The following is a 24,525-nucleotide window of genomic DNA, read 5'->3' as shown; positions in this document are numbered from 1 at the left end:
GTGAATGATGAAAAAGTAAAACGCGGACCGGGCCGGTGGGTGTGGGCATTGGTTGCCGCATTCGGCATTGGGTGTGCAATAGGCAACATCACCCATAGCTTTATCCTTGGGGCTGGACAGGGGACTCTTCCTTATTTCCATGTCACGCTCTACGTAATTCCGCTGGCCTTGGCCTTGCAGGTTTTTTTCAAAGTGCTATCCCTGAAGGACCGGAGCGAGACTGGATCTGTATCTGACTCCGAATTGCGCAGAATAGAACATGCCGTAGACAAAAAGGCAGCTATGATCCGCAACGCTGCGCTTTACTACATCGTATCGGCAGCCCTGGTTTATGTCGGAACTATCATAGTCAAAGCCAATCCCGGCTACGCTCAGGGCGTCGTAATGATATCAACGGGAATTCTCGGAATGACAATCGTCTCATGTGCTTATCTGCTCCAAGAATCTAAGGCTATCAGTGATTTCAAATCAAAGCTTTCAAACCGGGCTGCTGATCGCGCCCGGTATTCGAAGGCCTTGGAAAAATTTCAGGAGTAGCCACTTACCGCCCACTCCGGATACGCTCCAGCAAAGTACTTGCAGACTCGTCATCAGTATCCTGCGCTACGAGTTCACCACGAAAGGCTTTGGAAAGGATAGACTGAGTGATTGTGTTGATACGCGACTGTGCGCTTTCAACTACCATCTGAATCTGACCTGCATAAGAAAACAGTGTATCAACGCGCTCTACAATCGCGATCTGGTCCTTTATAGGAAATAGTGGGACACATACTGATGATATCTTGGAAATGCTGAGAGTGTAGAGGCCAGCACCAGATGTTGCTTTAGCTACTATTTCCTTCTTTCCTTGAGGAGACATCAAATAGTACAGCAGGTACTTGGGTATAACTTTTTCGCTATCAGCACGAACTTTAATCAAATGATTTTGATGAACACAAGGAGATATCGAGCCGTCCCATAAAGCCACGCGGCCAATTTGGTCCAAACTGCCATTCCCCTCTACTACCAGGAGATCGTCTGCCTGTAATAACAGTCGTGCCAACTCTTTTTCTTGAACCCCAATTTCGACGACATCTTCCAATCTCAGCTCATCTTCGTAGACATTGGCAACTCGCAAATAAGGCAACTTGTTGGGAAACTCCTTTCGCTTTGCGTTTTTCGTAAGCCCACCAATGACTTTACAAATATCTGAGATTTCAGAGCTGATCGAATTAGCGCAATCAACGAGCTCACCACTCACCGCAGCAGCCAGGACAGACTGACGGAAGCGCTTGAGAATATCTGGGATAGCATCTACGCGGGCCTTGATGGTGTCGACCTGGGCGAGGAGCTCATCGAGTTTGTTGGCGATGCGGGTTTGTTCTTCGAGTGGCGGAACCAGAAACGGAGCCTCTTTCAGATACTTAAAATGCCTCGAGTAGCCCTTATCTGGAAGGCTCGTGGCCCGAAGTTGGTAGTAGGCAAAACGTGGATCGAGGAACTCCTTTGGTGAGAGTACCTTTGTACCATCCGCTCCTGGAACGAAGTCATGGTCAACCCACTTTATGGCACGAGTGTGGTCACCAAAAATGCAAAGAGGCCGATCAACCGGGATAACTTTCTCTTCGTCATCCACATATCCCGCTATAGGTTCCTGTCCCTGATCGATCACAGGGTAGCGCCCTTCTGGCTGGCAGTCCTTCGTCTTTACTTTTTTGTGCGTCGTGGATATCTGGGCAAAGCATTCGTTCGCGATAAAGCGTTCCCATTGTAGAGGCAACCGCTGCTCAGTCATTTAGGCTTCTACCATTCCAAGAGCTTCTGCAAGGACATTCTTCTGTGCAACAGCCTCATCCTCAGCACCCAAGGCATCCATCAGTTCAGACAACTCCCGCAGCGCTTCCGTCAACTCTGACATAGCCTCCCCAGCCAACTGCTCAGGCTCAGGCAAATCCGCCGCATCCACGACATCCTTGTCCTTGATCCAGCTGATATCCAGGCTGTCACCACGCTCAGCAATGGCTTCCCTGGAAAACAACTTCCAGCGGCTCTGGCTATCGGCATCATCCGCCAGCTCCTCCCGCTTAGAGCCGCCATTCTTGTCGGTACCGAAGCAGTTGATGAAGTCCTCGAAATAGTCCTTTGTGAATGCCGTACGCTTGCCGAAGCTGGGCATGTTCGAGCGCATGTCGTAGATCCAGACTTCCCTGGTATTGCCCGTATCCTGAGCCACATTCTCCGGCTTGGAGAAGAACAGCACATTGGTCTTCACACCCTGGGCGTAGAAGATGCCAGTTGGCAATCTCAGGATGGTGTGCAGGTTGCACTTATCCATCAGGTCACGACGAATTGCGGCACCGGTGTTGGCCTCGAACAGCACGTTATCAGGAAGCACCACAGCCGCCCTACCTCCGGGCTTGATGCCACGGTAGATGTGCTGCAGGAAAGCCAGCTGCTTGTTGGATGTGGGAAACGTGAAGTCATCCCTGCTAGGCAAGCCACCACCCTTTTTCTGCCCGAATGGTGGATTAGAGAGAATGAGATCAGCACTGGGCAGCTTCTTGGCCTCCGCTGACATGGTATCGCCGTAGATGATGCCGTAGCTGTCACCATCGGATTCAATGTCGTGCAGGGCGAGGTTCATCAGGGCCAGCTTGTGGGTGTCCTGCACGAACTCCATGCCATAGAACGTGTGGTGCTGGTATTGCTCCCACTGTTTCTCGTCCAGCTTGTTGAGGTCGTTGTGCTCTTCCAGGTAGTGGTTGGCTGCGATGAGGAAGCCACCGGTACCTGCTGCGGGGTCCTGAATCACCTCTCCCAGTTGGGGCTGCATCAGCTGTACCATCACATCGATCAGCACCCGGGGCGTGAAGTACTGCCCAGCACCAGATTTCTTCTCGTTAGCGTTCTTTTCCAGCAGCCCCTCATAGAGATCACCAAGGCCCTCTTCCTTGGCGCTATACCAGTCGAGCTTATCTATCTCAGTAACCAGCGTGGTCAAGGTAGCGGGTTTCTTGATAATGGTGTTGGCGTTGGCGTAGATGGAACGAGTGAGAATGGACGGGGTCTTCTCTGCATCACCCAGGTCCAGCAGCAGCTTGCGGTAGAAGGTGAGCCTGTCGGGCGCGGCCTTGGCTTCCAGTTGTTCCCAGCGATAGGCCTCGGGTATGCGGTCCTCGGTGCCGGTTTCCTGAGACATCTTCAGGAATAGGAGGTAGGTCAGCTCTTTGACATAGTCGGTGTAGGTCACCCCGTCGTCCTTCAGGACGTTACACAGGTTCCAGAGCTTGGCAACGATATCAGTCGTGGTGGACATACGTTTCTCTCAAATGGGGTTACAGCGAACTCACTACTGCTTATTCTCTAGCCGGTTTGATCCCAAACCGCTTCATTGATGGCTTCCAGCAGTTGCGGCAGTTCGCCATCAAACATCTTGTTGACGCGGTTAAAGCCGCCTTTGCGGCGCAGGGCACTCTCGTTGATCGACTGCTCATCCAGCGCAAGCCGGGTCTTTAGCAACTCGCCAATATCTTTCAGCAGGTTCTTCTGCGCGGGCTTCCAGGGTTTCTGGGTAAGAATGACACCGATGGCGTTGTCCACCCGCTCCTCCCATGGCACCAGGGCATCTCCAACCGCAGCCTTCCTGACGTACCCGACGATCCTGGCGGCGATGTCCTTATTACTGGCCAAAGCCCAGGCTTTTCTAAGGTTCTTCTCGGTAAACTGCGCCTCGGAAAGCTCCAACATCAATTCCTTGATCTGCTGGCGGGTAATCTTACCGGGCTGGTGAATGATCGTCTGCAGGGCAATCATGTCATTTTCATGATCTTTGATGAAAGATTCGAACTCGCTCAGGTAATCTGCCGGCGTGACTGCCTTGCCATAGTTCTCGGCAACATCCAGCAGTTCGTCATCTTTCTCGCTGATAAATATAACCGGTGGGCTGGACTGGGATTTCGTGTCCAGAAATTCGCCCAGGCCGGGATGATTGATGAACCAGTCAGCCACTTCTGCGATGGGCAAGGTTTTGATATCGTTGATAAAGTCCTCTGGTGCCTGGCCTACAGTGGTCTCGAAGGCCTCGCGTGCCTCGTCGCTCATGTTGCGTCGCTTGCGCTGCAACTTGGCGATAAACTGATCACGCGCGAGTTCCTGCTGTTCGCTATCGTGGGTCTGCTTGCCGACAATCTCCTGCTCGAGCTGCTGGAAGCTGATATTGGGGCTCACCACCACCGGCTTCATGTTGGTGAGGGGCTCCAGGTTGTCATAGAGGTTTACGGCATCGAAGATGCGGAACACTTCCTTACCGATCTCTGGGCACTGGCGGGTTGCCCGGCCCTTCATCTGCTCATACAGGATGCGGCTTTTTACCGGTCGCAGGAATACCAGGTTGCAGATCTCCGGAACATCGACCCCTGTGGTCAATAAATCAACAGTAACGGCGATATTGGGCAGGCGGTCATTCTTATAGAAGCGGATGGCCTCCAGTGGCTTGTCGGTATTGCCTGTGATTTTCTTGACCAGCCCGTCTTCGCAATCGCCGTAGGCCTCGGCTATAGCATCTTTCATCAGCCGCACCACCATATCGGCGTGGCGGTCAGTGGCGCAGAAGATCAGCGTCTTCTCCTGATCAAAAGGATCGATGTTCTCGGCCAGCACGTTGCAAACGATACGGTTGAAGGCCTCATCCTCAATCACGCGGTTGATCTTACTGATGTCGAAATTGACCTCGTCTTCTACGTGCGCGTAATCGATACTATTCTTGAGGCTGTCGTAGTAGGCAATCTTATCGCCCACCGCGTAGTCGATACCCTCCTGATTGTGCCGGGTCTTGATGTGGAAAGGCGGCTCATGGTCGATCAAATAGCCGTCTATTACCGCTTCCCGGTAGCTGTACAGATAAACCGGCTCCCCGAAAATCTCAGTGGTGTGCAGCGCGGGGGTGGCGGTCAAGCCGATCTTCACGGCATCGAAGAAGTCCACCACGCGGCGATACTTGGAGATATAGTCGTGCTGCGAGCGAAACTTGACCTCGGTGTCGTCTAGCTCCCGATCCAGCAGATAGCCCCTGTGACATTCGTCCACCACAATGCAGTCATACTGGTCTACCGTGGGCCGATCGTCCTCGGCATAGAGAATGCGCTTGACCATGCCCTGGACCGTAGCCACGTGCACCTGGGTGGCGGTATCCGGGGTAGCCTCTTTTAGCCCCTTGATATTGAAGGTGTCCGCGAAGGTCTGCTGGTTGAGCATTTTGGTCGTGGCAAAGGCATCAGCTGTCTGCTCACCCAGTGCGCTGCGGTCCACCAGGAACAGAATACGTCGGAAACGCTGGGCCTGTAGCAAACGGTAGATCATCGCGATGGCGGTTTTGGTTTTGCCGGTACCGGTAGCCATGGCAAGCAGGATATGGTCCTGCCCATCACGTATGGCTCGCTCAGCAGCCCTGATGGCATCTATCTGATAGTAACGTAGCTGAAAATCAAAGTTGAAGCTTTGCTGCTGTAGCTGCTCTTCCGCCGCATCCAGATCCTGCTTTAGAAGACTCTGAAGGCCCTCGGGGCTGTACCAGCCGTCATTGACCTTGCGGTTGTTCTGCGGGCGGCGCAGGTCGCGGAACCAGATGCCTGACATCTCTTGATGCTGTTCAAGATACGGCCTGCCGTTGGTGGAAAACGCAAAAGGTATCCTATAGCTACCCTTCTCAGGATTCCCTGGCTCTACCGGCCACTCGTTCTGATACAAGGAGATCTCATCGCTATCCTTAATATCGCGGCTGTAGCGTTCAGCCTGGTCGATATCCCCCGCCACGCTCTTCGAAGCTTTCTTAGCCTCCACGGTTGCCACTGGCAGAAGGCCATCGAACAAAATGTAATCAGCTGGTCCTGATGCCGTGGGCCACTCCGCAATTGCCTTGCACTTACCAGATTCCGGCCTGGCGCCGCTGGCATAGCGCAAGTTCTGGGTATCGGCTTCCCAGCCCGCGTCACACAGTTGCTGATCAATCCGCAGACGCGTCTCTGCCTCGGTTTCATACCAGACAGAAGTCTTGATAGCATCCCTGACCTCAGCCACCTGCTCCTGCGCTTCAACAGTCTCCTCGGCTGCTGCCTCAACAATTTCGTGCTGGTGCTTCTCAAAAGCCTGCTTGGCTTCCAGATAGGCCACTTCCTGTTCATGGGCCAAGGACTGCCAGACTTCGGCGTCTTCCTTGACACGTTCGGCATACTTTTCTAACTCAGCAGCTTTTTGAGCCTCGGCTTCTGCCAGCTGCTGGGCCACATTCAGCTCACGCTGTGAGGCTTGCTGTGCTCTAAGCAGTTGGGCAATCCGCTCCTCCAAATCGCGTACCTGTACTGAAGGGTCCTCGGGTGTGACGAATGCGCCGGGTTTCCAGTCCTTTACGGCATTGCCAAAGGTCCTGTGATACCAGACCGCCAGATTTCGGGCCATGCGCAGCCCCTGAAGCGCTTCACGATGGGAGGTGGTGAACTCATGCGTCGCCACATTCCCGGTACGACGAATATCATGGAATGATTCCGCGACCTCTCGCGGAAGGCTTGCTTCCTGCTGAATCTTACGAAGCAGATCAAGTTGCGTGGTCCGCTCGCCAACCTCGATCCCGAGACGGCTGGCTATATCTTGAGCAATCGCCTCGCCAAGCTGACGAAGTTTGAGCAACGTGGTATTTGGATCAGGCACGAAGGCTTGTTCTGCGGTACTGGCCAGTTGTAGCAGAAGAGGATCGTGACTTTCCAAAAAAAAGAAGTTACTCGACATTATCCTTGTCTAAATTTTGAGCATTCTCGAAAAATCCGTGCATTCAACCTAAATAGACTACCAAAGACCGATTCTCTGTGCCCGATATACTTGAGTATGCGCTTGAAAGTATGTGCGCTCGTGCGATAAAACTATTTATGAAATAAGATACTGGCTAACTTCAATTTTTATAACTATGCCTCGCTCGTCAGCAAGGCCGATATGGGAATCAATTTTTGGACAAGATACTTAATGCAGCGAAAAAAGTCGTCACCGCTTTTTTTGCACTTGTCTCGGCTTTCGTCATTTTCATTTTGGGGATAGCTTTTGGTCCTATCGGAATAATATTCGTCATCGCGCTGGCGATTTGGGGAGTCTTTCAGTGGAAGGAAAATCAGAAAAAACGCGGCAGAAAAAAATATACCCCGAAACCAAGGCCCGCAGCGACCGATGAAGAGCAAGATGCTAACTTCGACTTACCGCGGCAGATATATGAAGACATTAAGTCTGGAGCTGAGCACTTATCAACTCTGGTACAGGATCGAATGTCCCAAGTCTGGGACCAGTTAGAGGTTGAATTTGCGGACTTATCTCTGAAAGTGCAAAAACGATCAGAGATAGAAAGAAGCAAATTTTTTAAGGCGCGAATCGAAGAGTTCATCGCGGCGAATGCAGGGATCTTCGATTTCATCTCACAGAAAATGACAGATGATGTGCTAAACAGAATCCGAATAGAGTATATGGACGTCTGTATACGCATCAATGATCTCGAAAGAAAAATCGCTGACATCAAAGCAAATATTTCGATGAAGAGCGAAGCTGAGAACGGTCCGTTTCATAAGCTACTTGCGCAGACGCAATCGCGACTTAAAAAGGAGGAGGCCAATCGCTCCTGGTGCGTAGAGCAGACCAAAGCACGAATGGCTGCCTATGGCGTGGAACTTTCTGATGAACAGGCACAAGTGCTTCTATCAAGAGTAGACGCTGACGACATAATGCGCATGACGACCGTTTTTGCTGTGGTGGCAAAGATGACAGAACAACTGGCCACGACGATGCGCGAGAGTGGTGAGAATCTTGATGTCACTAAAAAGTACTACGGCATTTATCTCGCCCTATTAGAACTTCAGGTTTACATACAGGGTAATTACCTTGAGAGATTGGAATACGAATACCTTCCAGGCGTCAAAGAAATTAATCGGGACGCCAATGAGTTACTGAAAGAGACCAAAAAGAAACTAAAAAGCAGCGATCAAAAGCATAGGCCTTATTTCGAAAAAAACGTTCAGTCTTTGGAGTTTTCAATAGAGGTTACTTGTATATACGAAGAAGCACTCAAATCTGATACCAAGAAAGTTTCCAAAGCAAGAAAGCTAGTTCGCAAACAACATGATGCAGCCGAAAATACGCTAAAGACAGTGCAAGTATCAGCAGTCCTATCAGATCTGGTTCGTCAGAATGAAGCCCTTTATCAAGAGGTCATGACTCTTCAAGCGCCGGAACTGGTGCCTTTCGAAAATCTACAGATACAGCGTGAGTTCGAAGCAGTTACCACTCGCATTCAAAAGTCTGCGTGAGAGTAAGGCTTGACAGCCTCAAGGAGACGTTTTCCCAACTAGCGGAAAGCCCACTGAGCTAATTTCCAACTATTATAGGAGGTGTTTCGATGAAAAGGGTTCACCTCAGCACTACCGCACTAATCGCACTAATATCTGTACCCGTTTTTAGCGAATCCCCTATCCCCCGCGTCGATAGTTCTTGCCCCACCGGTTACTACCGAGCAGGCGACTACTGCAAGCCAATTCCATCAAGCCGCAGTGGCAAAGCCATTGTCAAAGAAGGCAAATCCTGTCCAACTGGATTCTACTCGGTTGGTGACTACTGCAAACGCATGAGCGGTTCAGACAAGGAAGTCATCTCCAGGGAGAATGACGTTCCATGCCCCACGGGCTGGTACCGGGCTGGGAAATACTGCGCTAAACAATAACAAAGATATCCTTCGGAAAATCAAAAGAAACCATCAAACACCCGCGATTTCCTATGATTTCCGACAAACGCCTATGAACAACCAATGGGGCGAAACCCAAGCAGTACATGACGTTGCAGATTTGTCGTCGTGCAGGAGTATATACAACCAACGTCAACAACTTCCCAATTAAGCCCCCCACAAAGTAGGTGGGGGTACCTCCCATACTTGTTTCGCCGACTTACTCTTATACCCGCGCGAAAATTTTTTGCCCCTCTATAAAGGGACGACCCAGAAAACGAGAAAGCTGGTGTATCTAACCTAGGAAAGAACTCGACGGTTCCGTCGCATCCGTCGATTAGCCCCTATCAAAACAGCGACTTCACTAACCAAAATTAATCCCGGAATCATGAGGAGGGCACCGTATGCCTACAAAAAAGTCTTCACCATCTAATCCAAACCCCGAATCCAGCGAGGAACGCATCGAGATAATCAAGGAAGCTCGCTGCAAATCCCTGGAGGGCTCGGCTCATCTCACTTACCAGATCGGCCGGGACAAGGCTGGCGAAGTCTGCTTCCGGATCAGCAAGAACACCGGAGGCGGTTTCTTCAGCAACGAGTGGGTTGAATACTGGGCTATCGAACGCGCCATCAAGGAGGACTGGCCGCAAGACAAGCCCATCACAAGCATCGCGTTACGTGGGCTGTTCCGCGGCAAGTCCGTAAACACGCCCAGTTTCCTGATGGCAGTCCTCCGGGATGTAGGGTTGCTCGAGCCTGTTCCGGGTAGGAAGCGGATTCACCAGCCCTGCGATCCCAAACCGTTCCTGAACAGCCTGGGCAAGCCCCCTGCTCCAGCCAAGAAGAAGGCTCCCCGGAAATCCCCTGCAAAGGCCAAGGCGAAGTCAGCACCGCGATCGAAAGCCCCTGCCAAAACCTCCCGGAAGCGTTCCCCTGCTTCCAAGAAGAAGGCCTAAGCAACCTGCTACCACCTGCCGAGTATTGGTCGGCAGTCTCAACTCGACTGTCACCCGTAAGTCGTTGAAGCGCAACGCTTTATAGACACACCGTTTTCAGTATCTCGAAAATCCGCCCCTATACCGACCCTGTCGTGCAATGGCGAATTTCCCCTTCTTTTCATCCACTTACTCAACAAAACAGGAGAATTCCGTGCTCTGGCTACTACTTGTGCTGGCAATCGCGGCGTCGATTTTCGTCGATTCTTTTAGGTTGCTGCTGCTCAGCCTCATTGCCCTGCTCTTCCGGGCCTTCCCCATGGCCACGCTGTCCAGCCTCTGCGCTGTGATCATCTGGGCCATCAAAATTAATCTACGGAGATAACACCATGACTACCCACAATGACTACATTCCGGACGCTATCGAAGCTGTAAATGCTTGGGAGTTACCCGAGGAGGAGTGGCGGCAAGCCGTCATCGACCAAGCCCACCTTATGGCCGGTGACCAACTGGAGCCCTCGGCCGACCTGGCCATCAACAGCCCCTACCTTCCCCTGCAATTCTGAGCCGACACCTGCCCTGATCTGGGCAACCATTTCACCTACATGACAGGAGACCCATCATGACTGGAGACCTATCCAGGGTTCGTTGCCGTCTTGAAAAAGCGGTTGCTGACCTCCCAGGCGAACCCGCTAATGCTGAGGAGGCCTACTCGCGTTTTGAGGAGACAGCGGCTGCCATCCTCGACAGCGAATGGGAGCAGTACACCCCGGGCATTTTGGAAACTTACCTCGCCGTTCTGTGCGAAGCCAGAATGCTCGAACTCGGCCTGGTTCCAGACTTTCACGAGTAATCCCGCATACGGTCAGCCTCTTCGGGGGCTGTCAACTCCTTTCTTTCAAATTCAATGGAGGTCTATATGACCAAAAACGCACCCATCACAAGACACCTGATTCCTGAAGACCAGCGACTCTCAGCCACTGCAGACCTATTTGGCACATTCTTCCCACTCCGCCTAGAGCCAGTCATTTACGGCATCACTGATCGCATGGCTGAGGACTATCACGGGGGATATTGGCTGTATTACCTGCTCGAGAATGGTGGCTTTTATATGGCCCCGAACTGGGAGCAGCACTTCTCGGCCAAATCCCTCAACGGCTGGCAGGGCGAACTGTCGGCTGATGCCCTTGGTATCATCGTTTGCCTGACCGCCTATTCGCATCTGTCGTTTGGAGGCCCGGAGCCGTTTGCCCGAACATGCGCCGAGCAATATCACCTGCTGCGGGAATACATGTGCGAGCACCCTGAGTTGGGGGAAATTTTGGGGGCAATAGACTGATCAGCGCCCCTGAAATGGCAGTGAAACCCGTCTAACCCGTCTACCTGACGCCCATCACCCTCCTGCAGTCCACGAACCTACAGGCCGGCGTCGGGTTGACGAGTGCGTCGAGTTGAATCCACATTTTTCTCCCGCCCCCCTTGAAACACCCAGAGCTGTATCCATATTGGCCAGATAACCACCATAACCCAGGCATAAAATATGACCGAACAGGAACCCGCATACGGCTATACCCACGGTCTCGCCATCCACGAGGCTGTCGGCCGTATGATCGGCTACAAGCAGCAGGAACTGACTTACGATGAGGTACTAGATTGCGCGATCGAACAAGCCGAATCAAGATACCAGGCGGCAGTGGATGATCAGGCTTCACCGGAAGAACAGCAGGACGCCCGAGAAAGGCTCAATCAGCTGAAACAGACTCGTGCCAAGGCCATGGCCTGGAATAATGAACTCAACACGGCCGCTGACGACATCGCCCAAGGCCTTTCCCACCCCAGCCTGGTGCTTTGCTCCATCGCCTACCACGACAAATTGCCCCGGTTTACGATCGAGAGCCTCCATCGGTGGGCAGAAATTGACCATGGTCTTGAAATCCCTGAGTGGGCTTCACCTTGGGATCACAGTCCTGGTCAAGATCGCGCAGGAACCACAACACCATCACCCTACCCCAGCCCTACCCAGTCGGCAACCTGGGGCAGCGTGGAAATCACTTTCTGCGCCCACGATAAAATTCTGGTGTCAGGAGTATGGGATAAACCTCGAAAACTGGATCTCATCGGCACAGGGCTCAATGATAGGCGATTCAATCGCCTGAATATGGCAGGCACAGCGCTGCTTGGGCTCGCCCAACATACGTGCATCCAACAGGAGGGTAATTGCATAGAAGGAGGGATCAGCAAGAAGGTCGCGAGCGATCTGCGCAAGGCGTTACGGGAGATCACCGGCATCGACTCCGACCCCTTTTACAAGTACAACCAGGCTGACGGCTGGAAGCCCAAATTCACGGTATCTGACCGCCGGCGTACCGCCGATGAACGGGCCAAGGAGAAGGCTGTTCACACCTCTTACGACGATAGATTTCACGGCCAGACCACTTCCGATGAATACACCTTCGAAGAAGAGGAGGATGAAGCAGGAAGATATATCCGTGAGCATGGGTGATTTTGGCACATGCATTACCGGTAACGCAGCAGAAACCTCAAGTGCCTAGAATTTTCGCATTGCCATAACCCACTGTATTTACTATAAAAAACCGCCCTCTCAACCCCTCTTCATCACATCTTTCGGTTACCAGTAACGCCATATGTATGGGAACACAGAGTAGGCGACACGATGATCACGATCTCAAGGAGAGATGGCCGGCACAACGGCACCAGCATCGATCTCCTGCTCCAGCTCCCAGGAGCACACCACGAACGGCTTTTTCACCATGCAGTGGCGTGTAGATGTTCATACATACGGCCCAGCGTACACATACCTGGTGTCGTGAATACAACGGATTACTGGAGAAAACCTATGAAACATGAAGAAAAAAATAGGGGCCTGGCAGAAGCCTGCGCGCCCGTATTACGCACAACAAGCAATTCCAGCCAAGATCAATCCCGAGTGTGGTCCTTGGCCCAGATGGGAGCAGGAACAGTCAGTGGACAGTCGGTCATAATGACCTGCCTTCTAGATAGGCAGCTGGATAGTTACGGGGGCTTCGCGGGCCAATTCCCATACCCCATAGTTAGTAGCCTCCAATATCTCCCAGGTATCGGTGCGCACCTGCGTACCATGGAGTTTCGTTGTGCTACCACCGTGGACGGAAGTAAGGGCCTTGCTTACCGAACCTGCCCTTTTCCCAACCGCTCTTCCAATTCCTGGTTGATCTCTGCGGAAGCCGCGATGAACAGGCTCGTGGGTAAGTGGGGCCGAGTCACATCAGATCATGCAAATCAGACTTATGTGTTTGAGCAGCTGAAGCTGGAGGGCCGACCGCTTCCCAGCTTCCCAGATGTGAGTGAAGAAGTCGACCGGCTGCTGGCAGATTTCGTTATCGATAGGCCTGATCACCCGATCCTACGACAGCTACTGGGCGACTCGGTGTCAGACGCCGTGCAGCAGCCCCAGGTCATCGACAATGCATCAGAGGAGGATGAAGATGTCTATTAATCCCCACCTGGAAGAAGTAGCCAACATGGACGAGGAGAAGCTGCTGTCGACTGAAGCTTCAGATGACCACCCGTTTGCCGTTGAGTCCGGGCAAACAACGGAGCCTGAAATGGGGTCAACACCTGATCCCGATGAGGCTCCTGGAGCATACACGCCCGCATCACCCACCATCGACAGCAATAGTAGAGGGAAGGCTGCCACTCCGGCAGCCGACCCCGCTGATGAGCGGGAGGAGGCATCCACTGTCGAAAATCCCAATGAATCAGCCATCGCGCCTGTAATGGACAGGGCCGCATCGACGGACCTGGTTGACACCGAAATTCATGATCCGAATGTGGACGCCAATTCCCCGGCTAATTCTCAGGAACCAGAGGAGGCTACCCCTGCGGTAGCCACTTCTCCTCCCCAGGTGAAGACCTCGGGACCACCTTCTATAGCAGCTATAGCGTTGGCCTATATCAGGGAACAGTTCGAACTGACCTTCACTGCGGACGGTACGGCCTACGCGGTGGACAATTCCTCAGGGCACCCCCGAGTGTATCGGGTCGATAGCGCGAGATTCGCATCGGCAATCCGTAAGCTGGTCTATCTGAAAAATCCGGCTTTGATACTCACAGCAGACATCGTGCGAGAAATTCAAGGCCAACTGTCGGCCTTGGCTGAACTCATCGGGCAGGAAAGCCAAGTCTGGTTACGGGTAGCGCAGCTTGAAAACGGCATTGAAATTGACCGCGGTGATACCGACTTGACGCGTTTCCGCATTACTGCCGGAGAGGTCGAGGTGATTACGCAGGGTTCAGAGACACTCTTCCACCGCGAGCCCAGCCACCTGCCCTTTCCATATCCAGCCGAAAAGGGCGATATTGGAAAGTTGCTCCCCTACTTAAACGTGGAGGAATCACAAAAAAGGCTTCTCGTCGCCTGGGTCACGTATACGCTCGCGCACTCGAAGGTCTCTTCTACCAACTACGTGGTACTGGTCCTGCGAGGTGACCGGGGTTCAGGTAAGAGCACTATGTGCAACGTCATACTCGGCTCACTGGTCGGACCTACCACCCTTGGTGTCCAGGCCTTTCCCGGCAATGAGCATACCCTGGCTATTGTCGCTCAGACCCAGCACGTTGGGATGTTCGACAATATCCGTAGTTTCACGCCAAGCCAGCAGGACCAGCTGTGCCGGGCTGCCACGAGGGCGACGGTTTCGACCAGAAAGCTGTATACAGATGGCGAGGCGTTCACCCAATCGCTGCACTTTGCCCCAGTCCTCAATGGAATCCATCCTTTTATCGACCAAGATGACCTCGCTCAGCGCTGCCTCACGATCAAGTTGCAACCACTTGATTCGGAGGGCCGTGAGACCGAACAACGGCTGCAAGAGCGGTTCGAGCGGGATTTGCCTGTCATTTTTCGAGGTGCGCTCGACCTGATCGCTGAGATCTTCACCCGGTTGCCAACGGTAAACGTCAAGTACCCGGAGCGCATGCTGGAGTTTTCACAATGGCTGGCTGCGATGGAGGAGGTGTTAAATCTTCCGGCAGGGGAGCTACAGAAGGCATACAGGGACAACCTGGTCCAAGCCATGCACGACTCCCTCGAGGATGATCCGCTCGCAGAGGCCATACTGCAGTTTGCAAAAGGCAATAGCTCAATCATTTGGCGTGGTACACCCCAAGACCTGTTCAACGGGCTAACCAGGACCGTACCCGCAGATGTCCTGAATACGGCAAATTGGCCCAGAAACGCTATATCCCTGTCGCTACGGCTGAAGAAACTACGTCCAAAACTCAGCGGCGCTGGCGTAGAAGTAACTGTCGGGAAGCGCGGAAAAGAGCGAGAAATCGCTGTCCACCACACTGGGAGGTCGTCATGAGCAAGAGAGCGCACGATCTGCTCAAAAAGGCGCTGATAGCCATTGCCAATAACAGGCCCAATTTAAAACCGGGTACACCCTACACGCTGGAGCAGCTGACAGGTGACCAGTACTGGGGTTCGTTAAGCAGTGGCCAGCGGAAGGGCCTGGGCATCCAGTTCAAGACGTATGTCAAAAAGCACGGCTCACCAGTGCAATGGGTGAGTGAGACACCCACGCACTGCCAGCAGTACCAACTGCTCTGAATCCCCTAGCTCACCAGTACACCGTCATCTCGGCGGTGTATCGCTTTTCTACCACCTACCGATCAGAACACAAAAGTTCGGTAAGTTATTGAGCGGAAAAATATTTAACTAGTGATAATTACTATATAAGCAGGCACATCCCTGCACGTAATTAACCGAAAACAAAACCCGGAAATGCAGGAGAACTGCCATGAAATTGACGATGAAGGAGGCCAAGCGGGTAGCAAGGACCACGTACAAGGCCACACAGAAGGGCCGAAAGAAATTGAAGCCCGGAAAGACGTATACCGTCCGGCAAATAGTCGGAGAACCGACCTGGTCGAATTTCAATCCAGCCGAGAGGTACGTAGCCAGCTGTTTTTTCGCCAGCATGGTCAAAAACCGCGCGTTGGTCATGTCAGCCCTTGAACCGGCAGGTAAAGATTCCAGAAATCACCGCCGTTATCGACTTTCACCACCGCCTCCTCCATCACCTCCTCGCAAAAGCCGCCTTCCCAGATAGACACCAAGCCCAACGACATCAACAACTTGAATGAGAGACAAATATGAGAATCAGACTGACACAAAAACTTATCGATAACCCCCTGCAATGCCCTGCCAACAAGACTCGTATCGAATGCTGTGATACCGCCTTCCCTGGCCTGTACTTCGAGGTACGAGCCACCTGCACAGAATGGGGGACGTTTTTTCTGCGCTACAAGAATGAGGCCGGCAAAACCACCCACAAAAAGTTAGGCCGCTCGAATGAGATTACCCTTAAAGAAGCCAGGGAGGCCGCGAAAAATTTGAAGGCTGAAATCCAGCTGGGTGCTGATCCGCAAGAGGAGGCCAGAAAAAAGCGCCAATCAATCACGTGGAGCACCTTTTTCAATGACCATTACCTGCCTCATGCCAAAGCAAACAAACGGTCCTGGAAGTACGACGAGGACATGCACCGATTGAGAATTAACGATGAGTTCGGTGACTGTCCGCTCAACCGTATAAAGAAATCAGCAATCCAGCAGTTCCACGACGGCCTCCCCGATGAGGGTCTCTCCCCAGCAACGGCAGATCACTATCTCAAGCTGATCCGTCATGCACTCAATCTTGCAGTTGACTGGAGCCTATTGGACAAAAATCCTGCCCTGGGTATCAAACAGTTCAACGTGGATAATCGCCAGGAGCGGCTCTTGACCGATGAGGAGCTGCAACGACTGCTATCTGTCCTCGATAACGCGACAAATCGGCAACGAACTGCCGCTCTTGCAGTAAAGCTTTTATTATTTACTGGCGCCAGGGTCAACGAAGCGCTAACCGCCGAGTGGAAGGACATCGACCGAAAGTCGAGAACCTGGATGGTCCAGGCCACGAACTCAAAGAGTAAGCGCCGTCGATCTATACCGCTCAACGCCAAGGCCCTGGCGATTCTCGACGAGATTGGCACCAGAGGTAAGTCAAAGTGGCTGTTTACGAGTTCCCGGAATGCCAAGGACGGCTCCAAGGAAAAGGCCAGGCTGAAAAACATCAACAAGGTCTGGTATGTATTGAGGAAAGAGGCCGATCTAGAACACATTCGGCTTCACGATCTCCGCCACATGAATGCTAGCATGCTAATCAACAGCGGCCACAGCTTGTATGTCGTCCAGCAGGTGCTGGGGCACAGCGACCCAGCCGTTACCCAGCGATATTCTCACCTCACCCCAGATACTCTCCAGGAAGCCGCCAACAGCGTTGATGCCTATGTTGAAAAAGCTTTGGAGGTAGCGGGCGATTGACTCCACACTAACGGGCTCTGCAACGGGGCCTGCTTTCACCTTTCACCATCAGAACTCGACACACTCGACGAACTCGACTACGTGACTGCCCGTCATGGCATCGGGATTGCTGACCAGTCGACGGGTACGACAGGTGAGACATGTTGGGAGTTGCTTACCCCCCATAGGCCCCTTTGTGCACCACAATCACAAAAAGTCTGACCGCAGAAAATAGGGAACCTCCTTAAAGGCCCGTCCGGTCCGAGTAGAAACGCAAAAAAAAAGGCCGCATCGTTACCAGAACTCTGCGCTGTGAGCATTTGATGCCAAACTGCATGGCTCTCACCTAAGCCATCACTCATATCGAACCGTTCCGAACTGGCGGGCACGTATGCGCGAATCTCCTCAGAATAGCGCCACGAGGTCAGCTCTTTGCGCAATGCTGCTCGCAGCCCCAATTCATGCTCTTGCCGAGCCTTGTTTCTTTCTCAGGCTAGAGCCTCTCTGCGCCGCTTTCGGCGGTCCATTTCGTCATTGTATCGTTTTGCTTAGACGCCTGGGCATACTGAACCGAGCCAGAGCAGAATCTGTTCAAACATTGATCAACACGCTGGATCTTGGCGTCTCCCCAACTACAGCGCCCCGAATAGGAATAATTGGCATGGATCTTCAGCTTCAGTTGTCCTGTCGGACTGTAGTCATACCTCGGTGGCCAGACCCAATTACCTCTATTCCTCGCCTTTATCTCCTTTTCCGTGAGCACATGCTCCACTGCCTTTACCGTCTCTTCGATTGAGAACCCGATCTCCTCACCGAGAACCTCTACACCCATCCCTGGCTTGGGGCCCTTGTGGATTCTGAATACCCATCCCCGCTTATCGAATCCCTTGAGAAGGGCATCCATGATACGGAGCGTTCTGTCTACCGCACCCTCGGTTATCGCTAGATCAAAATGCTGGGCTGCCCGGGGTTGTACTACACCCCTGTCGTCAACCTTGGCATTGCGGAATCGTTTGATATTGGTGGCTACCAAGGCATGTGGATCGTCGAGCTTGTCATCCACCAGTATCTGGTGCTCGACCTTGGCCTCCCTCGCAATCTGCGGATGCAGGATGCCCTCATCATCCGTTCGCCCCTCCGAATAACCCTGGCGCCACAGGTAGTGATGCTCGACGCCCTTCTTTCTCAGTTTCGGCAGCGGTGTCTTCTTGACATTCTTCCCGCACTCCACCCGTGTCCAGTGGCCTTTGCCAGGACGGGGAATCTCCATCTTCTTGCAGATTTTGATTATCGCCGAGTCTGAGACCTTGTAGTCCTTTGCAATCTTGGTGATCGGCTTACTCCATACCAAGTCGTAGAGTTCCTTCCGTTTGATCAGTTTGTCCATGCGGTGTCCTCCTGTCAGCTACACATACTTCCAGATGGTCGATCTTACTTCCGACCGCTACAATCTGGTGAGAGGAGACTTTCCATTTCACTCAGATGCAGGAAGCGTCCTTGATATGACCCTACAAGGTGACGTAAATGCCATCCTCGCGGCCCTGGAGTCCAAACACCGCCGTTGTACCTATAATGCAATGGCATCCTTTTTAGGAATCAGCCTTCCCCAACTGTTTTCCGCGCTAGGTGAAAGACGCCCCCATGCATCCTGGATCGTCAACCAGAATACACACAAACCAACCAAGTACACCAAGGCCCAGGAACACCCCCACCTCTACGACAATGCCCAGGTGATTTCCAGCGAGCAGGAACTGCACACATTTCTCGGCCAAGTAGCTGGCGCTACAAAGTCAACACCGTTGACCGCCTATCCCGAAGCGGCTTGCTATGGCGTAGATGGCTGCAAGGGTGGCTGGTTGTTCGCAAAAATTCTGGACGGAGAGCTTTCATTTGGGACTGTCCCAAGCATTGGGGTACTGGTTGAAAAAGCAGCTGAAGGATCTCGCATCTTTATCGATATCCCAATCGGCCTCAGATCCAAGTCAGCCGACGCACGGCTATGTGACCGGGAAGCCCGCCAGATTCTGAAGCCCCGCCGAAACTCCAGCGTCTTCAATGCCCCCATTCGCGAACTCCTTTCGACTGAGGATTACGCCTCGGCCAACGCGCTCAGCAAACGTCTCATCAACAAAGGGATCAGCAAGCAGTCCTTCAATATCATGGACAAAATCCGGGAGGTGGATGATCTATTGCAAGGCAGTGCTAAGGCCAGGGCGCTGTTACGCGAAGTACATCCTGAGGTGTGTTTTTGGTCTCTTGCAGGCGGTATTGCAATGGAACACAGCAAAAAGTCTGAGGAAGGCTTCAACGAAAGACTAGAGCATATCCAGGAGTATCTCCCCAATGCCCGCAGAGCCGTCCTCGGCGCCATAGACCACTATCCTCGATCAAATGTCGCCAAAGACGACATACTCGACGCAGTGGTTGCTGCAATCACGGCGTCCTATCCAGACCGCTGGGCCACTCTGCCTGCCGCACCGGAGCTAGATGAAGCCGGACTACCCATGGAGATGGTATATCTCAATTAGCTAAGAGTAGGAATGAGATCACGTGCTTGTGAGCCAAGGATAATCACCGAAGAGACGATACCCGAGACACGGGACACAACAACTCTCATTTTCGCGACTACTAGTCAGGCGTGTATGAACCGTGTGGTGACGAGCACAGAAGTAGCCATAGCTATTCTTTTTCAAAAACTTGCAGACATGCTCTTCATGACCATACTTATGCTAAGGTGATTATATTGTTCTAATTGGTCGACCTCCCCCGAAGTCGGATAAAAACAGGTTTCTTACAAGACCCGGAGACATGGACGTGAACCGATCTGTACGCTCTCTTAAAAGACGTTTGCCCGCTCTACCGATTATAATTCTCAGTACGCTCTTTTCGTCGATTTATGTGTCCCAGGCAAACGCCGTACCCGTTGTACCCACTTCTCGGCTACCAGGATCATCCTCGTCTCCGGGCCCAACCATCAGTTCGGAAGTGCTCTTCACGTTTGTCTCCTATAATGCTGAATGGTATGAATTAGCGGTTCGAAATCGTGACACTGGTCGATTCGACCTAGACGTAACTGTGAGAGGCTCCTTCTCGTATCAGGCCAACTTGGAACCAGGAACTCGATATAAATGGGATGTGAGGGCTTGTGATAGTTCGGGTTGCTCAAACTACTCAGACGACCTGTACTTTCGAACTGCTGAAAACGGAGATGCACCAGACCGGCCGACTGGTTTAACACCAGGGTCGACTAGTCGCCCCGGACCCGAAGTTGATCAGCCCTTCGACGTGGAGCTCGACTGGAGATCAGTATCTGGTGCGGACTATTACCATGTTCAGGTTTGGAATTACGACACTGGGACCTTGTTTCGCGAGCAAGGGGGGGGGGGATCTTCACAAACTTCAGTCGATGGATTTGAATCTGACACGATTTATCGCTGGAGAGTGAAAGCATGTAACTTTCATGGTTGCTCTGGTTATTCCGCCTATGAGTACTTCCATACACCCGGAGCGCCATCGACGCCAACAGGACTTGAACCGGGCAGCACTTCTCAGCCTGGGCCAGCGCACCTCGCTTCGGATTCTATGATATTGAAATGGAATAGTGTCTCCGGTGCAGACTATTACAAGCTTGAAGGGGGAGTCGTCGGAGGGCAGAGCTACAGTACACAGCCTCGTGATACATCATATACGCTGCCTAATCCGTTTTTCGCACTGACAGTTAACGAGCATGAATGGAGAGTGAGTGCTTGTAATGCATTTGGAGACTGTTCAAGGCCAACCTCCTACCGATATATCAACGTTGTGGATGATAGTGAACTCGACCACGATAACGATGGGATAGCAGACACTTTTGACAATTGTCCGATCGATTACAATTTCGATCAATCAGATGTCGATAATGACGGCGTGGGTGATGCATGTGACGGCGATTGTATCAATGTAAATGACTGTGACAACGATGGGATAAGCAACGATAACGAAATCGCATGGGGCAGTGACCCGTCATCACCAACATCGGTAACCAGCCCGCCTACCTCGCCGCCAGAACCGTCTTATTTAGAATTCAGAGAGTTGATCGATCCTAGTTTAGACACAGTGATACTAACTCATGGACTTTCGCAAGAGAGTGATCTTGGCGAACTCCCCGACTCGATATGGACCGGCCCCAGTACGAATCAAGGCACCGAATTGATCTCTCGAATTCATGGTGCATCCTTCAACGTACTCCAGTATGTCTGGGAGGGGGCATTTAAGGCCGATGGATTACCGCAAGGACACGAATACAACGACGCGCAACAGAATGTAAATAGCGCCGGATCAAGCCTCGCGACATTTCTTCTTCAAATTCTAGGCTCTGACTACGATAGAAAAGTTCACTTTATCGGCCATTCACTAGGAACGGCGGTTAATGCATACGCCGCCCGCGAGTTCCTAACATTTGCTCAAAGGGTTACTAAGGCTCAGATTACAATATTAGACAGGCCTGACGATTTGGACACCATTCCTTTATGCGGCCTTCTCAGATGTATTAATTATCCAGAAGATTTTCACGCAATAATGTTTGATGAACTCCAGAAAGACCCTGACCGTAAACTAGAGGTCTTGATAGATAACTACTATTCGCCCGCTTACAACGGTGCCGGTGTGGGAGATGTCACCAACGGGATGAATGTCTACAACCACGTACCATTAATTAATCCGAATGATCTCAATGATCTCTATGAGCCTGAAAAAAGGGCAAACAATCATTCTGGTGTTCATCAATGGTACAGATCAACTATTCAGGGAACACTTAGTCCCGAGATCGGCCAATATCCTATTTGTTACCCGGGAGGCTTTTGGGTTAAACCCCTGCTTTACCATGTCTCTCTTGATCCTTGCTATGAGGGTTGGTCAAAGTCGATCATAGGTGGAACAGGAAGGCTAGAAACGGAAAACAGATCCGTAGAAACTACCAACTATACGATTGATATTGAGTATTTCAGTAGTTATGGATGTGACCTCTTAAAAGATTCGTCTACCGACCCCGGAATTATCACCTGCACTGAACAATCTTCCCCGTTTGGAGTTATCGATACACACATACCTTTGGAGGCTGAGTGGATTGAGTTCGAGTACATGACCTCAAGCGCTGGTGATGGAGATTATGCGGCTATTTTCGTAAATAGCACTAACATCTGGAAACAGCTCCTGAACGACGAAATGCTTGGAGTTTGGCGAAAGTCCGGCCCAATACCGCTTACAGGCCTCTCTGGTGACGTAAAAATATATATTAGCCTTAAGGGCACAAACGACAAGAATGCCGAATTTAAGATCAAGAACATCAAGTTTCTCAACACAAACATTGATAACGACTGGGATGATGACGGCGTGCTCAACGATTCGGATAACTGCCCAGAGATATCAAATAGCGAGCAACAAGATTTCGACCTTGACTCCTCGGGAGACGTTTGCGACCCAGACGATGACAATGACTTTGTGCTAGACGACATTGACGTCTGCCCAAATACCGTTGCTCCGGAAACAGTGCCTACACAAACATCGGGGTTGGGCAAGAACCGCTGGGCTCTACTTGATGCGACCGGAGAATTTACTCAAGCTCCTCCGAAGCAAGGGCGTGCCGGACTATTTACTACCACGGCTACGAAGGGCTGCTCCTGCGAACAGATTATAGTTGCTCTTAATTTGGGCCGAGGACATATCAAGAAAGGCTGCTCTACAGGCGCGATAGAGGAATGGATAAACCTCTATTGATGCTGAAATTGGTTAGTTTTGTTTGGGAAATGTGGCCGTGCACTGCTTGCGATAAACCAGTTTCAAGGACCAAGAAATTGTTTCAGTCGCTGGGAGTCACTGCAAACCTGGGGCAGCTTTAACTGCAATTCGATACTGTTAGTAGGCAAGCAGTAAGCGAAGTGCGAGATTTCGGCATAGGTTCAAAGTTCGGTGCGTGAAAACGCTTACTTTTCTTCAACCTACTGAAGGAAGACACATCAACCGACCCACCCTGAGTTCGGGATAGGATCGGTTTCGGTAGTGATAGAAACTCCCGCAGGAAAACTGCTTATCTTTCTTCGCCTTACTGAGCGGGCTCGGCCCCCTCTAAGCGACTCATAATCGGCAGGTCGAAGGTTCAAGTCCTTCTGGGCCCACCATCTTATTGTTTTTTATAGGTTTTCTATAAATCACACCTTCCGACTATGGATGCTGAACCATAGACCGGAGTCGGTGGGTGTTTCACATAGCCGGTTGCACTGTAGTATCGTCTCCCCACCGCCAAGTGGCTACAAGCTGTCATTCACCATGCTGAACCGCGATCTACTCATTGTCAGACTGAAACAGCCCTTTGTCGACTGGATCAATGAAGCTGATCCCTATCCCGATCGAATACCCACGTCCCTTGCCAATGCGAACGAAGATTGCCCAGTCTTCCTCATTCATCAATTCGCATGTGAAGACTTGGAAGGCTGGCTGAAGCATTGCTACGCCGAGGTTTTCGAGGAGGTCCTGTATCAGTGGTATGTCGATGAGTCACTGTGGCCCCAAGACAGGAATCTGAAGATGTTCAAGGCCTGGTGCGAGGTGGAGGTCCATGGGGTCATTACTGATCTTGTAGATGAGCCGCTTCTGGATTCGGATTGGGAGTGTTCAGAATTCTGTGTCACAGTAATTCCTCGTTAATCATCTGATCACAGATCCAGTACGCCATCAAGCCGGCCTTCGAAGAAGATGGCCAACTGGGACAGCGCAATGTTCCACCCCTGGATCGGCATCGTCCATTTCTTGCTGGCGTTTTGAACCCCAAGATAAAGCAGTTTCATCAAGCTATCCTCGTTTGGGAAACCGCCCTTGGTCTTAGTCAGTTTCCGGAACTGGCGGTGGACTGCCTCTATGGAATTAGTCGTGTAAATCACCCGGCGAATGTCTGGCGGGTACTTGAAGTAGGCTGACAGGTTGTCCCATTTTGCTCGCCAGGATTTGATCACGATGGGGTAGAGGTCACCCCAGCGGGCTTCCAATTCATCCAGAGCCTGCTCTGCAGCACCTTTGGACGTGGCCCGGTAGACGCGTTTCAAATCGACCATGAATTCCTTCTGGTTCTTTGACGCTACGTACTTCAGCGAATTGCGGACCTGGTGGACGATGCAAAGCTGTACCTCGGTATCTGGATAAATTGTGGCGATGGCATCCGGGAAGCCAGTCAGACCATCCACGCTGGCGATCAAGATATCTTCCACACCGCGATTATTTAGATCAGTCAGGACAGAGAGCCAGAAGTTGGCGCCTTCGCTCTCGGACAGGTAAAGGCCGAGAATTTCCTTCTTGCCCTCCAGGTTGACGGCCAGAACCGTGTAAACAGCCTTGCTTTTGTAGCGCCCGTTGTCCTTGACCTTGTAGTGGATGGCATCGAGCCAGACGAAGGGATACAGGCTCTCCAGGGGCCGCTGCTGCCACTCCCTGACCTCGGCTATGATCTTGTCTGTGATGGCGCTCAGCGTGGCAGTAGAGACCTTGATGCCA

General features: G+C 51.9%; 21 protein-coding genes and 1 pseudogene. 16 read left to right on the top strand and 6 right to left on the bottom strand.

The annotated features are described in order from the left end of the window. Nucleotides 1-537 (top strand): hypothetical protein, encoded by a 537-nt coding sequence (locus C0039_RS13280; protein ID WP_101518330.1) that lies wholly within the window; start codon nt 1-3, stop codon nt 535-537. Between the two features lie 4 nt (nt 538-541). Here the strand turns inward: C0039_RS13280 and C0039_RS21105 are convergent, their stop codons facing one another. The 3 genes from C0039_RS21105 to hsdR are packed head-to-tail and all read right to left on the bottom strand — an operon-like array spanning nt 542 to nt 6,759. Next, nucleotides 542-1,774 (bottom strand): restriction endonuclease subunit S, encoded by a 1,233-nt coding sequence (locus C0039_RS21105; protein WP_101518329.1) that lies wholly within the window; start codon nt 1,772-1,774, stop codon nt 542-544. Continuing rightward, complete coding sequence (locus tag C0039_RS13270; RefSeq protein ID WP_101518328.1) at nt 1,775-3,295, bottom strand: class I SAM-dependent DNA methyltransferase; 1,521 nt, start codon at nt 3,293-3,295, stop codon at nt 1,775-1,777. It abuts the gene before it with no gap. Between the two features lie 47 nt (nt 3,296-3,342). Beyond that, entirely contained in the window at nt 3,343-6,759 is a 3,417-nt protein-coding gene (hsdR, locus tag C0039_RS13265; protein WP_101518327.1) for a type I restriction-modification system endonuclease, read from the bottom strand. A gap of 215 nt (nt 6,760-6,974) precedes the next feature. Between hsdR and C0039_RS13260 the strand changes: the two genes are divergently transcribed. From C0039_RS13260 to C0039_RS21505, 11 genes and pseudogenes are all read left to right on the top strand, one after another. Beyond that, nucleotides 6,975-8,315, top strand: a complete 1,341-nt coding sequence (locus C0039_RS13260; protein ID WP_101518326.1) for a hypothetical protein — start codon at nt 6,975-6,977, stop codon at nt 8,313-8,315. Nucleotides 8,316-9,129: 814 nt separating this feature from the next. Continuing rightward, a complete protein-coding gene (locus C0039_RS13255; protein ID WP_101518325.1) occupies nt 9,130-9,681 on the top strand; it encodes a hypothetical protein in 552 nt (183 codons plus the stop codon). Between the two features lie 193 nt (nt 9,682-9,874). Further along, entirely contained in the window at nt 9,875-10,045 is a 171-nt protein-coding gene (locus tag C0039_RS21100; RefSeq protein WP_165787133.1) for a hypothetical protein, read from the top strand. 4 nt (nt 10,046-10,049) lie between these two features. After that, on the top strand, nt 10,050-10,226 hold the full coding sequence (locus C0039_RS21095; RefSeq protein WP_165787132.1) for a hypothetical protein: 177 nt from the start codon (nt 10,050-10,052) through the stop codon (nt 10,224-10,226). Nucleotides 10,227-10,282: 56 nt separating this feature from the next. Then, nucleotides 10,283-10,513 carry a hypothetical protein gene (locus C0039_RS13250; protein ID WP_101518324.1) on the top strand — a complete coding sequence of 77 codons (231 nt, stop codon included), beginning with the start codon at nt 10,283-10,285 and terminating at the stop codon, nt 10,511-10,513. A gap of 66 nt (nt 10,514-10,579) precedes the next feature. Further along, nucleotides 10,580-10,999, top strand: coding sequence for an antirestriction protein (locus tag C0039_RS13245; RefSeq protein WP_243391614.1), 420 nt, complete (start codon nt 10,580-10,582; stop codon nt 10,997-10,999). 201 nt (nt 11,000-11,200) lie between these two features. Then, nucleotides 11,201-12,163 carry a hypothetical protein gene (locus tag C0039_RS13240; protein WP_101518322.1) on the top strand — a complete coding sequence of 321 codons (963 nt, stop codon included), beginning with the start codon at nt 11,201-11,203 and terminating at the stop codon, nt 12,161-12,163. A gap of 726 nt (nt 12,164-12,889) precedes the next feature. Further along, complete coding sequence (locus C0039_RS13235; protein ID WP_133126001.1) at nt 12,890-13,156, top strand: hypothetical protein; 267 nt, start codon at nt 12,890-12,892, stop codon at nt 13,154-13,156. Continuing rightward, nucleotides 13,146-15,026 (top strand): RodZ family helix-turn-helix domain-containing protein, encoded by a 1,881-nt coding sequence (locus C0039_RS13230; protein ID WP_101518320.1) that lies wholly within the window; start codon nt 13,146-13,148, stop codon nt 15,024-15,026. Before C0039_RS13235 ends, C0039_RS13230 begins: the two co-directional genes overlap by 11 nt. Then, nucleotides 15,023-15,271, top strand: coding sequence for a DUF1413 domain-containing protein (locus tag C0039_RS13225; protein WP_101518319.1), 249 nt, complete (start codon nt 15,023-15,025; stop codon nt 15,269-15,271). Before C0039_RS13230 ends, C0039_RS13225 begins: the two co-directional genes overlap by 4 nt. Before the next feature lie 190 nt (nt 15,272-15,461). After that, a pseudogene (locus C0039_RS21505) lies at nt 15,462-15,656 on the top strand (early set domain-containing protein); the annotation flags it as partial. A gap of 7 nt (nt 15,657-15,663) precedes the next feature. Here C0039_RS21505 and C0039_RS21420 read toward each other — a convergent pair. Next, complete coding sequence (locus C0039_RS21420) at nt 15,664-15,792, bottom strand: hypothetical protein (protein ID WP_279304937.1); 129 nt, start codon at nt 15,790-15,792, stop codon at nt 15,664-15,666. Nucleotides 15,793-15,816: 24 nt separating this feature from the next. Here C0039_RS21420 and C0039_RS13215 point away from each other — a divergent pair, with 24 nt between their 5' ends. After that, nucleotides 15,817-17,025 carry a site-specific integrase gene (locus tag C0039_RS13215; RefSeq protein WP_101518317.1) on the top strand — a complete coding sequence of 403 codons (1,209 nt, stop codon included), beginning with the start codon at nt 15,817-15,819 and terminating at the stop codon, nt 17,023-17,025. Between the two features lie 472 nt (nt 17,026-17,497). Here C0039_RS13215 and C0039_RS13210 read toward each other — a convergent pair whose 3' ends face one another. After that, entirely contained in the window at nt 17,498-18,391 is an 894-nt protein-coding gene (locus C0039_RS13210) for a hypothetical protein (protein WP_101518316.1), read from the bottom strand. Nucleotides 18,392-18,425: 34 nt separating this feature from the next. On the opposite strand from C0039_RS13210, the gene C0039_RS13205 reads away from it, so the two are divergent. The 3 genes from C0039_RS13205 to C0039_RS13190 all read left to right on the top strand — a co-directional run bounded on the left by C0039_RS13205 (nt 18,426) and on the right by C0039_RS13190 (nt 23,685). After that, a complete protein-coding gene (locus C0039_RS13205; RefSeq protein WP_165787131.1) occupies nt 18,426-19,532 on the top strand; it encodes a DUF429 domain-containing protein in 1,107 nt (368 codons plus the stop codon). A gap of 1,054 nt (nt 19,533-20,586) precedes the next feature. Continuing rightward, nucleotides 20,587-22,758, top strand: coding sequence for a thrombospondin type 3 repeat-containing protein (locus C0039_RS21220; protein ID WP_207796447.1), 2,172 nt, complete (start codon nt 20,587-20,589; stop codon nt 22,756-22,758). 549 nt (nt 22,759-23,307) lie between these two features. Beyond that, on the top strand, nt 23,308-23,685 hold the full coding sequence (locus tag C0039_RS13190) for a hypothetical protein (protein ID WP_101518313.1): 378 nt from the start codon (nt 23,308-23,310) through the stop codon (nt 23,683-23,685). An 8-nt stretch (nt 23,686-23,693) separates the two neighbouring features. Here the strand turns inward: C0039_RS13190 and C0039_RS13185 are convergent. After that, nucleotides 23,694-24,525: IS256 family transposase (locus tag C0039_RS13185; protein WP_101518312.1), on the bottom strand; the 832-nt coding region annotated here is incomplete at its 5' end.

This window comes from Pseudohalioglobus lutimaris (assembly GCF_002866825.1).
GTDB classification, from domain to species: Bacteria; Pseudomonadota; Gammaproteobacteria; order Pseudomonadales; family Halieaceae; genus Halioglobus; species Halioglobus lutimaris.
The sequence above is the reverse complement of the archived record's forward strand: the minus strand, read 5'-3'. Positions and strand labels throughout refer to the sequence as shown.

Excerpts from the sequence above, each read along its gene's own strand:
- C0039_RS13245 (WP_243391614.1), top strand. The coding sequence starts at position 10,580 with ATGACCAAAAACGCACCCATCACAAGACACCTGATTCCTGAAGACCAG.
- C0039_RS13205 (WP_165787131.1), top strand. The coding sequence starts at position 18,426 with ATGGTCGATCTTACTTCCGACCGCTACAATCTGGTGAGAGGAGACTTT.
- C0039_RS21420 (WP_279304937.1), bottom strand. The coding sequence starts at position 15,792 with ATGTCGTTGGGCTTGGTGTCTATCTGGGAAGGCGGCTTTTGCGAGGAG.
- hsdR (WP_101518327.1), bottom strand. The coding sequence starts at position 6,759 with ATGTCGAGTAACTTCTTTTTTTTGGAAAGTCACGATCCTCTTCTGCTA.
- C0039_RS13270 (WP_101518328.1), bottom strand. The coding sequence starts at position 3,295 with ATGTCCACCACGACTGATATCGTTGCCAAGCTCTGGAACCTGTGTAAC.
- C0039_RS13190 (WP_101518313.1), top strand. The coding sequence starts at position 23,308 with ATGCTGAACCGCGATCTACTCATTGTCAGACTGAAACAGCCCTTTGTC.
- C0039_RS21095 (WP_165787132.1), top strand. The coding sequence starts at position 10,050 with ATGACTACCCACAATGACTACATTCCGGACGCTATCGAAGCTGTAAAT.
- C0039_RS13210 (WP_101518316.1), bottom strand. The coding sequence starts at position 18,391 with ATGGACAAACTGATCAAACGGAAGGAACTCTACGACTTGGTATGGAGT.
- C0039_RS13230 (WP_101518320.1), top strand. The coding sequence starts at position 13,146 with ATGTCTATTAATCCCCACCTGGAAGAAGTAGCCAACATGGACGAGGAG.
- C0039_RS13225 (WP_101518319.1), top strand. The coding sequence starts at position 15,023 with ATGAGCAAGAGAGCGCACGATCTGCTCAAAAAGGCGCTGATAGCCATT.
- C0039_RS13235 (WP_133126001.1), top strand. The coding sequence starts at position 12,890 with ATGAACAGGCTCGTGGGTAAGTGGGGCCGAGTCACATCAGATCATGCA.
- C0039_RS21220 (WP_207796447.1), top strand. The coding sequence starts at position 20,587 with ATGATATTGAAATGGAATAGTGTCTCCGGTGCAGACTATTACAAGCTT.
- C0039_RS13250 (WP_101518324.1), top strand. The coding sequence starts at position 10,283 with ATGACTGGAGACCTATCCAGGGTTCGTTGCCGTCTTGAAAAAGCGGTT.
- C0039_RS13240 (WP_101518322.1), top strand. The coding sequence starts at position 11,201 with ATGACCGAACAGGAACCCGCATACGGCTATACCCACGGTCTCGCCATC.
- C0039_RS13255 (WP_101518325.1), top strand. The coding sequence starts at position 9,130 with ATGCCTACAAAAAAGTCTTCACCATCTAATCCAAACCCCGAATCCAGC.
- C0039_RS13215 (WP_101518317.1), top strand. The coding sequence starts at position 15,817 with ATGAGAATCAGACTGACACAAAAACTTATCGATAACCCCCTGCAATGC.
- C0039_RS21105 (WP_101518329.1), bottom strand. The coding sequence starts at position 1,774 with ATGACTGAGCAGCGGTTGCCTCTACAATGGGAACGCTTTATCGCGAAC.